Origin of the sequence: Flavobacterium sp. MMLR14_040, assembly GCF_033657265.1 — a bacterium.
Classification (GTDB): domain Bacteria; phylum Bacteroidota; class Bacteroidia; order Flavobacteriales; family Flavobacteriaceae; genus Flavobacterium.
The window spans coordinates 62984-77664 of record NZ_JAWVWO010000014.1 but is presented as its reverse complement, the minus strand read 5'-3'; the positions used below and the strand labels follow the sequence as shown (position 1 = coordinate 77664).

The 14681-nt window shown below is 34.7% G+C and carries 7 protein-coding genes; all 7 read left to right on the top strand.

Annotation, left to right across the window (positions count from 1 at the left end):
* The first annotated feature begins 243 nt into the window (after window positions 1-243).
* The 7 genes from SD960_RS17300 (at window position 244) to SD960_RS17270 (ending at window position 14593) form a co-directional block, all read left to right on the top strand.
* Window positions 244-2553: a GH92 family glycosyl hydrolase gene (locus SD960_RS17300; RefSeq protein ID WP_318805007.1), complete on the top strand. Its 2310-nt coding sequence runs from the start codon at window positions 244-246 to the stop codon at window positions 2551-2553.
* Window positions 2554-2760: 207 nt separating this feature from the next.
* Complete coding sequence (locus SD960_RS17295) at window positions 2761-5037, top strand: GH92 family glycosyl hydrolase (RefSeq protein ID WP_318805006.1); 2277 nt, start codon at window positions 2761-2763, stop codon at window positions 5035-5037.
* A gap of 12 nt (window positions 5038-5049) precedes the next feature.
* Complete coding sequence (locus SD960_RS17290) at window positions 5050-5616, top strand: hypothetical protein (protein WP_318805005.1); 567 nt, start codon at window positions 5050-5052, stop codon at window positions 5614-5616.
* 421 nt (window positions 5617-6037) lie between these two features.
* Window positions 6038-6889, top strand: a complete 852-nt coding sequence (locus SD960_RS17285; protein WP_318805004.1) for a DUF4861 family protein — start codon at window positions 6038-6040, stop codon at window positions 6887-6889.
* 245 nt (window positions 6890-7134) lie between these two features.
* Entirely contained in the window at window positions 7135-8961 is a 1827-nt protein-coding gene (locus tag SD960_RS17280) for a metallophosphoesterase (protein WP_318805003.1), read from the top strand.
* A 52-nt stretch (window positions 8962-9013) separates the two neighbouring features.
* Window positions 9014-13045, top strand: coding sequence for a two-component regulator propeller domain-containing protein (locus tag SD960_RS17275; protein ID WP_318805002.1), 4032 nt, complete (start codon window positions 9014-9016; stop codon window positions 13043-13045).
* Between the two features lie 669 nt (window positions 13046-13714).
* Complete coding sequence (locus tag SD960_RS17270) at window positions 13715-14593, top strand: inositol oxygenase family protein (RefSeq protein WP_318805001.1); 879 nt, start codon at window positions 13715-13717, stop codon at window positions 14591-14593.
* The last annotated feature ends 88 nt before the right edge of the window (window positions 14594-14681 follow it).

The window sequence follows — 14681 nt, the reverse complement described above, 5'->3', positions numbered from 1 at the left end:
TTTGAAAAGGAGAGGAGCGTAAATTCTTCTCCTTTTTTACTAAAAAACTGGTCTGTTCAGTTGCTCGTAAGAATCAGTTTAGTTTTGTTTTTGAATGAAAGCAAAGCTTAATCGAATGCCGTTTGAAAAAGCAGTGAAAGATTAAGCTTTGTAACATTCATTTAGCTAATGTTTTGAGAATACATTATAATCCGATAAAATCCTGTCTAAAACAATATTGTCCCAACAATACAAACAGAATAAATGAAACTAAATAAAATCTATAAAATAGGACGCATTGGAATAGGTTTAACTCTTGTTTTTTTAGTGTCGTGCAATGCTCAGAAAACTATTTCCTTAAAAAAGAAACAGTTATCAGACATGGTTTATCCGTTGTTGGACACCGAAAATTCCAGGTGGTTTTACTTTTCATCAGCAAGTCGTCCGTTTGGTATGGTAAACTTAAATCCCGATACAGAAATTAAAGGCGATTGGGGTGGCGGTTATAAATATACTACAGATACAGTTAAAGGTTTCAGCCACGTTCACGAATGGCAAATGTCTGGCGTATCAGTAATGCCGGTAACAATTGCAGCAGTAAACAAACCAACTATATTTAAAGACTTTTATTCGAAATTCAGTCATCAAAACGAAATAATAACACCCGGATATCATTCCGTAAAATTAAATCGATATCAAATAACGGCAGAATTGACCAGCACGCAAAGAGTTGGTCTTCATAAATATACTTTTCCGACAAAGGCACAAAAAGCAGTTCTTTTTAATTTGAACACTATTTTAGGACCTTGTGAAAATACCAATGGGAAATTAGAAAAAAACAACGATTACGAACTTTCGGGTTCATTAGTTTTGAGTACCAATTTCAGACGTCCAAAACCATTAACCGTATTTTTTAAAATTAAAACAAATGAGCCGGTTACTTCCATAGAAAGAGATAATGTGACAGGTAATTATTTAGTAAATTTTAATAAAACAAAAGAACAAGTATTGATGAAAGTTGGTATTTCTTATACTTCAATAGAAAATGCCAATATCAATATCGAAACCGAATTACCACATTGGGATTTCAATAAAACAGTTGACGATTCCAGAAAAGTATGGAGCGATTTATTGGGAAGAATTAAAATAGAAGGAGGAACTCAAACCGATCAAAGAAGATTTTACACAGATCTTTGGCATGCGCTTCAAGGCAGAAAAATGATCAGTGACGCAAATGGAGCCTATCCTGATAATACAGGGGAAAAATTCAGGCTCGGACAATTGCCTTTAAATGCTGACGGAAAACCAAAATTCAATCATTACAATTCAGATGCTTTCTGGGGTGCCCAATGGACAATTAATAATCTTTGGGGATTGGTGTATCCTGAAATTATGGAAGAATTTGTGTATTCGTTAATGCAGTATTACAAAGACGGAGGCATCATTCCACGCGGGCCTTCGGGAGGAAATGATACGTATGTCATGACCGGAGCTTCAGCAACACCTTTTATCGTAAGCGCCATTCAAAAAGGAATTGTAAAAGAAGATTTAGAAGAGATTTATACCGCGCTCAAAAAAAATCATATGCCGGGAGGTATTATGGAAAAAGCAGGATATGAACACAATACCAATATTGGCGGTGGATTAAAATATTATTTAGAAAAAGGATATGTGCCTTATCCGCTTCCAGATGGCAATTTCGGAAGCCATGAAGACGGTACAAGCCAGACTTTAGAATATGCCTATCAGGATTGGACTTTGGCACAATTGGCTAAAAAACTAAATCACGAAGAAGATTATAATTATTTCATCAAAAGAGCCAAAAATTATCAAAATGTTTTTGATGCACAAATAGGCTGGATGCGTCCGAAAAACGTAGAAGGAAAATGGCGTGAAAATTATGATCCCTATCAATATGAAAATGGATTTATAGAATCAAATGGGGCACAATCAACTTGGTTTGTTCCGCATGATATTGAAGGTTTAGCCGTTTTGATGGGAGGAAAGGAAAAAGCTGTAGAAAAATTGAACACTCAATTTGAAACGGCCCAAAAACAAAAGTTTACTTCCGGCACATCGCACGATGCAGAATTGCATCCCGAGTTTAGCAGAATTCCCATAAATTTTGGAAATCAGCCTTCTATACAAACATCCAATATTTTTACAGTATTAGGAAGGTCCGATTTAGCACAGTATTGGACAAGAAACGTAGTAAAAGAAACTTTCAGCGGATTATCTCCTTCAACCGGTTACAATGGCGACGAAGACCAGGGATTAATGGGAAGTTTAAATGTATTGCTTAAATTAGGTTTATTTCAAATAAACGGAGGAACAGATCAAGATGCCGTTTATCAAATTGGAAGTCCAATATTTAATAAGATAACAATAAGTTTAAATTCGAAATATTATTCTGGTAAAATATTTGTGATAAAAGCGGAAAACAACAACGCTGAAAATGTGTATGTAAAAGACATCAAATACAACAATAAAACTGTAAAAGATTTTACGCTTTCACATAAAGAAATTACCAATGGAGGTGAATTAATTTTAGAAATGTCAGATCGACCTAACTAGAAAATAATTAAACACATAGAGACATAGATTTTTATGATTTTAAAAAAAGTAACCAGAAAGAAACTAGTTTCTCACACATAGTCCCGATCCCGAAACTTCGGGACGGGATTTGTTAATGCAAGTGAAACGCCTTTAAGCAGCAAAAAAAATCTATGTTTCTATGTGTTAAAAAATTGACATGCCAAACAAAACCAAAGAAATAACACAATGAAATTAACGAACAAGTTTATCATTTTTTTAGGAATATCATTTCTTACTACCATAACAATCAATGCCCAGCAAACCGTTCATCAATTTGTAGACCCAATGATCGGGTCAGAAGGAGTGGGCAGGGTTTTTATAGGTCCGTCATGTCCATACGGAATGGTAAAACCAAGTCCGGATTGTACTTCGAGTCCAAACAGCGGCTGGCTGCCACTGCCAAAAGAAGTAACCGGTTTTAGTCAGGTACACGTAAGCGGAACGGGTGGAGGCCCGAAATATGGAAACATTCAGATTATGCCATTTTCCGGTGCTTTAGATAAGATGGATCAGACTTCTTACAGAGCAGAAGAAAATGTAAAACTGGGTTACTACGAAACGGTTTTCAAAGAAAATAAAATCAAAACAGAAATAACGACAGGTGAAAAAGTATCTTTTTACCGTATCACTTACCCAAAAAATACATCCAAAGAATTAAAAATAGATCCAGGTTTTTTTCTTGGAGAAGATAAGATTCCCGACGCCAGGGAAGCACAGCAGTTTGTAGGTTCGCAGATCGAAATTGTTTCGGATATCGAAGTTCGAGGTTACAGCAGAATAAGAGGCGGATGGAATAACGGTCGCGCTTACACGGTTTATTTCTGGGCAATATTTGATCAGCCAATTGCAAAATATGTAACCTTTAAAGACGGAAAATTTTACAGCAATCAAAAAGCGCAATTTGATTCCGGAAAAAAAACAGCCGCTTTACTTTCTTTTGGAAACGGTGGAAAAGAAGAACTGAATGTCAAAATCGGAATTTCTTTTTTAAGTGAATTAAAAGCCAAAAACAATATAGAAGTTGAAATTCCGCATTGGGATTTTAATACCGTTTTATCCACTTTAGAAAATAAATGGGAGAACTTATTAAGCCGAATTACATTATCTGAAGATACATCAGAGGATTATAAAAAGATGTTCTACACCGGTTTATATCACACCATGATTATGCCCGTTGATAGAACCGGAGAAAATCCGTTATGGACAAATGATGAACCTTATTACGATGATTTTTATACGATTTGGGATACTTTTAGAACCTCAAGCCCTTTAATAACACTGATTGATTCTAAACGTAAAGTAGAAATTATCAATGCCATGCTCAATATTTACAAACGCGAAGGTTATTTACCCGAAGGAAGAAGCGGCAACGACAACGGACGAACTCAGGGTGGTTCAAATGCTGAGGTTGTTCTGGCAGATGCGTTTGTAAAAAACTTAAAAGGGATTGATTACGAACTGGCGCTTGAAGCAATGCTTAAAGACGCGACAGTTCCGCCGGGAGGCAATGAAGAAAAAGAAGGAAGAGGCGGATTAATAGATTATCTAAAATTAGGATACGTTCCCTTCGGCACAGACCGCGCAGGAAACCGAACAATCGATTATGCCTATAACGATTATAACATTGCCGTTGTAGCCAAAGGATTGGGCAAAACCAATTTGTACAATCAATACATCAAACAAGCCGACAGCTGGCAGAATTTATGGCGTGCTGATTATGAAAATAACGGAGCCAAAGGTTTTATTATGCCAAAAGACAAAGACGGAAACTGGCTGGATGATGTTGTTTTCGGCGAATCAAAAATCCAGAAACCTACTTATAAATATACGCCCGTAATTATCGAATCGCCTTGGTATGTATGCCATTGGTGCGTGTTTTTCTACGAAGGAAATTCGTGGGAATACTCCTTTAGCATTCCGCATGATGTTCCGGAACTGGTTCGAAAATCAGGCGGTGAAAAAGCTTTTGAAGACAGGTTGAATACTTTCTTTAATTCAGAGTTGTATAATGTGGCCAATGAACCTTCGTTTTTAACACCTTGCCTGTATCACTGGATCGGGAAACCGTATTTGAGCAGCGACAGAATCAGAACGATAATCAAAAATAATTTCAATACTTCAAGAGAAGGATTGCCGGGGAATGATGATTCCGGAGCAATGTCTTCGTGGTTGGCTTTTCATATGATGGGCTTATATCCAAATGCCGGACAGCCTTATTATCTGATTAATACGCCTTTGGTAAAAGAAACTACGATACAATTAGAAAATGGTAAAAAGTTTAAAATCTCGGCTAAAAAAATGAGCGACAAAAACAAGTATATAAAAACCGCTTCATTAAACGGAAAACCTTATAACAAAGCCTGGATTTTACACGATGATATTAATAACGGAGGAGAATTAATTCTGGAAATGGATTCTAAACCTTCTGAATGGGGAACCAAAATTTTACCGCCGGCTAAATAAAACGATCAGCAAATGAAAAATATAATGGCAGCATTTCTGTTTTTGGCATTTTATCAAACAGGAATATCTCAAAACTACATTCCGACACTAAAAAATAATACAGAACTAAATTATGTCTGCAAACTTCACGGACAAACCAGAACTTTATCACTTATAGCTCAAACAGCTGGCGATGCTCTGACTTTTAAACTAGAAACAAGAGGCGTTAAAAGCAGTATTGTCATGCTTTCTGAAGCAGTAAAAAACGGAAACGCGTTAAGTTTTAATCAAGGAGAATATGCTTCGGTTTTAAACTTAAAACCTACAGAAACCTTTTTCATGATTTCAAGATCGGCGTATCAGGATTTAGTAAAAAATAATTCTTTTGTGTACAACAATACGACTTATGTCCTGGACAAAAATGAAGATAAAAACGGTGTTTCTATTGACGGAAAATTAATCGATGCGCTGCATGTAATTGCAGAAATCGATGAAACTGAAATGTGGATTGTAAAAAATCCAGAATATCCATTGATCTGTAAAATCGCTAAAAATCCGTTGGGGATAAATTTTACTTTGGTGAAAGTAACAGATAAATAATATAATCCGTTGGGTGTAATTAAAAAACAATTCAACACATAGAAACATAGTTTTGTTGTGTAGAAAAGACGACAAAAAGAAACTTAGTTTCTCAAACATAGCTATGTTTGTTAATGCAAGTGAAACGCCTCTTAACAAGCATCAAAAATCTATGTTTCTATGTGTTAAAAATAATTATGCGTAATCATTAAGCGTACTGTTTGTCATTCGACGGAGGAGACTCGAGCGATAGCGAACAGACGAAGTAAATCTTCGCAAGAAGCTCTACAAAGATTGGTTTCCCGTTGTAGAGTTACTTGCCGCTTCTTTTTTTATAACAAAACCAATATTTATTGAGAAATCGTTTGCGTAATAGTGAAAGTATTGAAATGTTAGTTTAAATTTACGAGAATTAAATTTTAAACTATAAATAATTAAAATTATGAGATTACCAATCATAACCGCTTTACTTTTTTGCTGCATTTGTTTTGGACAAAATAATACAGATACAAGTTTGTATATGAAGTCTGATAAAATTACTTATCTGACAGATATTGGCTCAGAAACGGGAGATTTATATAAAACAATTGGACATCACGGCCCGGCGGTTGAAAATGAATGGATGGCTTTGAGAATTTACTTCAGCGATAAAGTAGCGATTGATGTTTATTCTAAAGCAAAACCAGGTTTAGAATTAAGAAAAGCAAATTGGTACCCAACTCCGGAACAGCAAAAAGAAGGATGGGGAGCTGATTATTATAAAGTAGCATCGACTGTAGGTTTGGGTGGTGTAAAACTTTGGGATGGAGAAAAAGTTGTGCCTTTAAATCCGGTAACAAATCGTTTGGCACGTGTGGGAAAAACAGATACTACGTCGTGGATGGAAATGATTTCAAGAGGAGTGCCTTACAAAGGAAAAAAAGTAGATATTTTAGTTCGTGTAACGGTATTTTCCGGTAAAAGAGAAGCAAAAGTAGAAGCTGTTTCTTTAAGCGGAGAAAAAGTACAATTTGCAACAGGAATTAATTATTTCAAAGATTCCGGAACTAAAAAAGGTACCAATTATATCGCAGTTTGGGGAAAACACCCAGAAGATGTTGCAGCAGAAATCGTGGAGATTGGAGCAGCAATTATGTACAATCCAAAAGATTATGAAAAAACTACAGATGATGGGACACAGTATTTGTTAATCTCTAAACCAGCAAAAACATTAGAAACAAAAATCATTTCTTCGAGCGCAAGAGAAAGTGAATTAAATACTTTAGATAAATTAGAAGCTTACATTAAAAAGTAATAGAATTATCCTTTAAGTAAGAACGCGGATTGAACGGATTTACTTCGTAAAGACGCGGGTTAAAACGGATAATCTATTTGTATTTTTTAAAAGATTAATAAAAATCCGTTTTAATCCGCGTCTTCGCGTTAGCGAATCTGTTTAATCCGCGTCTAATTTTAAGGACATTTCATGGATATATAATCGGTATAATCTAAAAAAAAATACAAGTAACAGATAATTATTAAAAATTAGAATACAAAATAATGTTTAGAATATCGGCTATACTAGTACTATTACTTTCTTTATATTCCTGCAAATCACAGCAGACCGCTAAAAAAGAAGTTCAAATTGCTTTTATAGCCGATGTTCATTTACAAGATATTTTTGCTCAGTTTGAAGATAATAATTATCGCGGAATCAAAAATCCGGTTACGGGCGAATATGCCAATATCAGGACGATGAACGCTCAATTGCATTCTACCAGAATTTTCAATGAAAATTATTTTGCCTTTTTAGAAGCGTTGAATGATATTGTCAAAAGAGGCATCAAGCAAGTCGTACTTCCGGGTGATTTTAGCGACGACGGACAACCTGTGCACGTACGCGGATTGAGAAAAATACTCAACGAATATTCCCAAAAATATGGACTTTCCTTTTATGTTACCACTGGTAATCATGATGTTGTAAGACCATTTTCGCAAGATGCCGAAAAAACCGATTTTCTAGGCAAAGACGGAAAAGAGCAAATCATCAGCAGTTCTAAAAATTTCGATAAAAGTAAAAGTGAACTGGAACCGATTATTACATCAGATATAAAAAACTGGGGATATAAGGAAACGATTCAGGAAATGCGAGATTTTGGTTTTTTCCCCAAAAAGACCGATTTGTATTGGGAAACGCCTTTTTCAAACTATACGTATCAACAATATAATTTTGAGGAAGCTCAAAAACAATCTGTTTTAGAAAAAAGAACGTATGTAATTAAAAACACCAATCTCTATCTTCCGGATGCCAGTTATGTGGTTGAACCAATTAAAGGAATCTGGCTTTTGGCTATAGATGCCAATGCTTATGTTCCCAACGAGAAATTATCAGGAAAACAAGGTGATCCGCATGATTTTTCGGGAGCGAATACGGGTTACAATAACGTTCTGATTTATAAAAGCCATTTATTAAACTGGGTACAAAAAGTTTCCGCGGAAGCGAAACAAAAAGGAAAAATACTGATTGCTTTTAGTCATTACCCAATGGTGGAATTTAACGACAATGCATCGCCAGAATTAAAACAGCTTTTTGGTGCCGATAAAATGCAGCTGCAGCGGGTTCCTAACGAAGAAGTAGCGCAGCAATTTGCAGATGCCGGGATTCAGATTCACTTTGGCGGACACATGCATATTAACGATACTGGTATAAGAACATCAGCCAAAGGAAATACTTTGTTTAATATTCAAACGCCTTCGCTTGCAGCGTATATGCCGGCTTACAAAATATTGACGATTCATTCAGCTTCTCAATTTGAGGTTGAAACAATTGTAATTGGCAAAGTACCTAATTTCAATAGTTTATTTCCTTTTTATGAAGAAGAATATGCGCATTTGCAGAACAGTAAAAGTGAGCATATTTGGAACAAAGAAATTTTAAAAGCTAAGGATTATGCAGCATTTACGAGCTGGCATTTAAAGGAATTAGTTCGTTTAAGATTTTTACCCGAAGATTTTCCGGCTGAATTTCTAAAATCAATACTAAGTCTTTCAGGAAAAGATTTATTAGAAATAAATAAAAAGGCATCCCAAACGGATAAAGATTTAAAATCAAATTCCCTGACTGTTTCTGATTTTGAATCGTGGACCGGTTTTGATATGATTTTCGATTTTTACCGTTTAAAAAGCGCTGATGAATTAGCTTATTCAGAAATTGGAAACAAGAGATTAAAGCAATACGAATTGGTTTGCAATCAATTAAAAAAATCAAATGATCCAAAACTGATTTTATGGGCAGAAATATTCTTGAAAACCATGAATGGCGAACCTTCTGATCATTTTAAAATTGATTTAAAAAACAATAAAATTGATAATTTATCTGTTAAATAATTTTGATATTTATTAGATCAAAAAGATTAAATTGCATTTATAATTTATTTTCATGAGACAAAAATCCTTTCTGCTATTTTTATTTTTTGCCCTTTTTTATCATTCTTATTCACAGAATATAAAATTTGCGCATTATAATGACAATAACGGATTGTCTCATAATTCTGTACGCCATATTGTGCAGGATAAAAAAGGCTTCATGTGGTTTGGAACATTCTCAGGATTAAATCGTTTCGACGGTTATCAGTTCAAAAACTACATGAGTTCTACTCCGGGAAAAAATAAATTGTACAATGATGACATCACAGCTTTGGAGCTTGATGAAGAATCAAATCAACTATGGATTGGTACCAGAAAAGGATTGACACTTTTTCAAATGGATACGCATGTTTTTACCACCTTTTTTCATAAAAAAGAAGATCCAAACAGTCTGCCCGATGATGAAGTACGAGCGGTTTATGTAGATAAATTTAAAAGGGTTTGGGTGGGTACCAAAACAAAAGGTATGTATCTGTTCTTCCTGAAAGAAAACCGATTCGAAAGAATTAAGCTGAAAGGTTTCGATTATGTAAAAGAAATTTTTGAAGACAAAAAAGGCAATATCTGGGTTGGAAGTTATGAAAAATCGGGTGTGGCAAAAATAACAATGGATGCCAAAGGAGCAATTGTGCGAATTAATAATTACACACTTTCTGTTCCTTATTCCAACATAAAAAATCCATATATTAACTTTATTTACGAAGATGCCAAATCGGATATTTTTGTCGGAACCCGTGAATGCTTATATAAACTCGATAAATCTACCGATCAGTTTGTCAATTTATATATAGAAAGCAAGCAGATTAGAGGCGCTTTAGGACCTTATTTTTTATCAGTTGCCCGCGCTCCCGATGGAAAATACTGGGTTGGAACTTTAGGCGGATTGCTGGTTTGTAATCAATTAGAAGATATTCAGAAAGGAAATTATAAATGGTATTATTCTATTTTATCAGATGATACTTCGCTTGTAGATAATTTAATTTCAGCACTTTATTTTGATGCTTCGGGCGTTTTATGGATTGGTACAGAAGATGGTTTGGACAAGTATGATCCTTATGAAAATCAGTTCACTTTAAACAAAGATATTTCACGTTCCATTGGCAATCAGGCACCGCGTATAAGAGGTTTTGCCAAAACGTATGACCAAAAAGTGATTGTGGCAACTTACCATAACGGACTTTTTATTTCGAATACAAAAGGCTCAACTCCGTTACATAACACAGGAAAAGATATTGCCAGCATTTATTCTGATGATGGAAAAATCTTTTATTGCGGCCTGTGGGACGGAAACATATTGGTTTACAATTACAGTACAAATTCTTCCAGAGAAATAAAGGCAGGATTTGAGAAATCACCCGTTTTTGCTTTTACAAAGATTACAGACGATTCGATGATCGTGGGTTCTTTTGGAGAAGGTGCCGTAATTTTGAACACCAAAACGCTGCAAGTAGAAACATCCAGTAAACTTTTGCCAGACTTTCAGATTAATGCAATTGAAAGAGATGCTAAAAATAATGTTTGGTTTGCTACAGAAACCGGAGTGGTAAAATACAATATCAATTCTGGAAAAATAGAAACCTATTCGTCGCTTTTTATCAAAGAAAAAGGAGTTCCTCATGATGAAAATGTGAGTGACGTTTTGGTCGATGCAAAAGGTAAAATATGGGCGTCAACACGTTTTGGGCTTTGTTTATACGATCTGAAAAAAAATGAATTCGAACCAGTAAAAAATCTTAAAGAACTTTCAGGCAAATGGATTACTGATATTTTATCAGACGCACAAGGAAATTTGTGGCTGAATATCAATAACAATAATATTGCTTTCGTTAAATCTAATTTAAAGGAAATCAGTATTTACCATGTAAACAGCGGTAACAGACTGGACGTTTTTAGTTCAAGCGGCTTTTTTTACTTTAATAATTCGAATATTTTTCTGGGAGGTAAAAATGGTATTATTTCTTTTTCGCCTCCTGCAATGAAAAGAAACAAATGGGCGCCGTTGCCCGTGATTTCCGAATTTAAAATTCAGAATGAAGAAGTTTTCCCGGAAATGGAAATTAATGGAGAAATTCCGCTTTCAAAAGATTTGAACTATGGAAATGCAATAGAACTTACTCATAAGAACCGCGATTTTTCGATTCAGTTTTCGGCTCCATCTTTTGCAAACGAAAAGCTGAATAAGTTTCAATATATGCTGGAAGGTTTTGATAAACAATGGATAACGGTTAATAGTACGTCAAGAATAGTGCAGTATACGAATCTTTATCCCGGAAATTATGTATTTAAAATAAGATCCAGCAACAGCGATGGATATTGGAGCAAAACAGTTTCGTATAAAATAAAAATCCTGCCGCCTTTTTGGCTGACACCGATTTCTTTTATACTGTTTTTAGCCCTTTTATTTGGTGTTTTTTATTTCATTAGAAAAGAAATCAAAAACCGAATTCGTTTAAAACAAGAACTGCTTACGGAAAAAGTAAACAGAGAACACGACGTTAAACTGAATAATGAGAAATTGCGTTTCTTCACCAATATCTCTCATGAATTAAGAACACCGTTAACGCTTATTTTAGGTCCGGCGAAACAGCTTTTAGATGAAAGCAGCAACGCCACCGATTATGAAAAAAGCAGATATAATTTAATTTATCAAAATGCGAGCAGATTACTGAATTTGGTAAACCAGGTATTAGATTTTAGAAAAGCACAGTCAGGTGAATTGAAACTAAAAGTAACTAAAACCGATATTCTGGCTTACTCGAAAAATATTTTTGACTCCTTTAAGGAAATGGCTTATGATAAAAAAATTAAGCTCAATTTTATTTCTGAAGATGAGGAAATAAACGGCTGGCTGGATAATGATAAGTATGATAAGATCCTCTACAATCTCTTGTCGAATGCTTTAAAATTCACGAATAAAAACGGAAATGTAGACTTGTACATCAGGCTGAAAGATACGGTTGAAGATATTTTAGTGATTGAAGTAACCGATGACGGAATTGGAATTCCTTTAAAAAGTCAGGATAAAATTTTCAAACGATTTTATCAGGCAACGAACAGTAAAGCCCATAACACAGGATCGGGTATTGGTTTGTCGCTGGTAAAATCTTTAGTAGCAATTCATAAAGGAATTATTGCTGTAGAAAGCACACCAGCAAAGGGAAGTACATTTAAAGTCGAAATTCCGATTGACCGCGCTTCTTACGAGAGTAAAGAGGTGTTTGAATATGCGCTTAAAAATGACAGTTTAAGTATGCTTATTCCGGAAAAAGCGGCTAAGAAAATCATTCAAAACACAGATTTAAAAGAAAAAATATTAGTAATTGAAGACAACAGCGAACTTAGAAAATATCTGGTTGACTATTTATCTGATTATTACAAAGTTTATGAGGCAGAAAATGGAGAAGAAGGTTTAAAAATCTGCCGACAAATTAAACCCATTTTATGCGTTACCGATGTTATGATGCCAGTTATGGACGGACTGGAATTTTGTCAACAACTAAAAAATGATGAATTTATAAGCCATATTCCGGTTGTGATGCTGACGGCACTTTCTGAAAATATGGATAAAGTAAAAGGCTATGACATGGGAGCTGATGGTTATCTGGTGAAACCTTTTGAACCCTTATTACTTAAAACGGTTATTGAAAACATAATTAAATCAAGATTAGAACTTAAACAAAAATTCTCCGGCGAAGTAGAAGGAAAGATCAGCATGCTGACACATTCGCCAATTGATGAAGAATTTATGGAAAAAGTAACCAGTTTAATCAATGATAATTTAAGCGAAGTTGATCTTTCGACAGAATTTTTATGTGATAAACTGGGTGTTAGTTCTTCAAAATTATACAGAAAAATTAAAGAACTAACCGATTTGGCTCCAAACGAGTTTATCAGAACGATTCGTTTAAAAAAGTCAGCAGAACTGCTAAAAACAAAAAAGTACAATGTTTCTGAAGTAACGAATTTGGTAGGTTTCAATGATCCTTTATATTTCAGCAGATGCTTTAAAAAACAGTTTGGTTTCCCGCCTAGTAAACTGATTTAATTGGTTTTTAGCCACAGATTACACGGATTAGAAAGGATTTTTTCTTTTACGCGAATTATTTCGGCAAATATTTTGAAGAATATAGCCCGTGGTTTCAACCACGGGAGCGCAATGTATATCCGTAACAAATTTTCTCCGCTATGTCCCCGTGGTTGAAACCACGGGCTATATTTGAAATGTAATTCCGTCATCTTTTCATTTCAATATTAAAATCATAGCCCGTGGTTTCAACCACGGGGAAGCAATGAATATCCATAATCTAATTTCCCTCACGATGTCTCCCGTGGTTGAAACCACGGGCTATATTTGAAATCCGATTCTCCAATTTTCATTTCAATATTAAAAACATTGCCCGTTGTTTCAACCACGGGATCGCAATGTATATCTGTAACCTAAATTTCTCCCGCTCTGTCTCCCGTGGTTGAAACCACGGGCTATATTTGAAATCCGATTCTCCAATTTTCATTTCAATATTAAAAACATTGCCCTTGGTTTCAACCACGGGATCGCAATGTGAAATGAGCCAGAACGTGTTTGCATGTTTTTAAGTGAATAATATATAAAAATCCTACAATAATAAGAATTATCCATGTTTTTGATGTATTAATCCATTTTGAACGGTATAGGTAATTCTATTTTTGTGTTATAACTTTTAAACTTTTTAGCCTTATGAAAAAGCATATAGACACAGATAATCCGTTGAATAATTTAGATGAATGGGAAGATGATTTGTTATTGCGATATCCTGATCCTTCTGAAAGTACGCCGGAAAAACAGAAAGAAGAATTCAGGAATTATGTCGATTCAGAAAGAGTAGAAACGGTTAAGGAATTTTATAGAATAAACCATACCTATCAAACTTATGATTTTGTATGCAGCAAAGAGCAGGAATTTCTACAATTCAATAAAAAAGAAATGTCAATTTGGGAAGCCGTTGATTTTTTAAATACACTGGTAGATGATAGTGATCCGGATATAGATTTAGATCAGACACAACACCTTTTACAGACTTCTGAAGCGATTAGGGCAGATGGTCACCCGGATTGGTTTGTCCTTACAGGTTTTATTCATGATTTGGGTAAAATTTTATGTTTGTTCGGAGAACCGCAGTGGGCAGTTGTTGGTGATACATTTCCGGTGGGATGTGCTTATTCAGATAAGATTGTTTACTCCGATTTTTTCAAAGAAAACCCCGATTATACAGACGAAAGATTCAATACCAAATTTGGTGTTTATACCCAAAACTGTGGATTGGATAAAGTAAAAATGAGCTGGGGTCACGATGAATATTTGTATCAGGTTATGAAAGATTACCTTCCGGATCCGGCTTTATACATGATTCGTTATCATTCTTTTTATTCACAGCATAAAGAAAACGCTTACGCCCATTTAATGAATGAAAAAGACATCGAAATGTTTGACTGGGTAAGAAAGTTCAATCCGTACGATTTGTACACTAAAGCCCCGGTTAAACCAGATGTAAAAGCATTACTTCCTTATTATAAAGAATTAGTTGCTAAATATTTGCCTGAAAAATTGAAGTTTTAAAAAGTTTATATAAACACATAGAAATATAGATTTTCTTTTGAGCATAAGAAAATTTATTAAATAAACTAGTTTCTCACCATAGCTATGT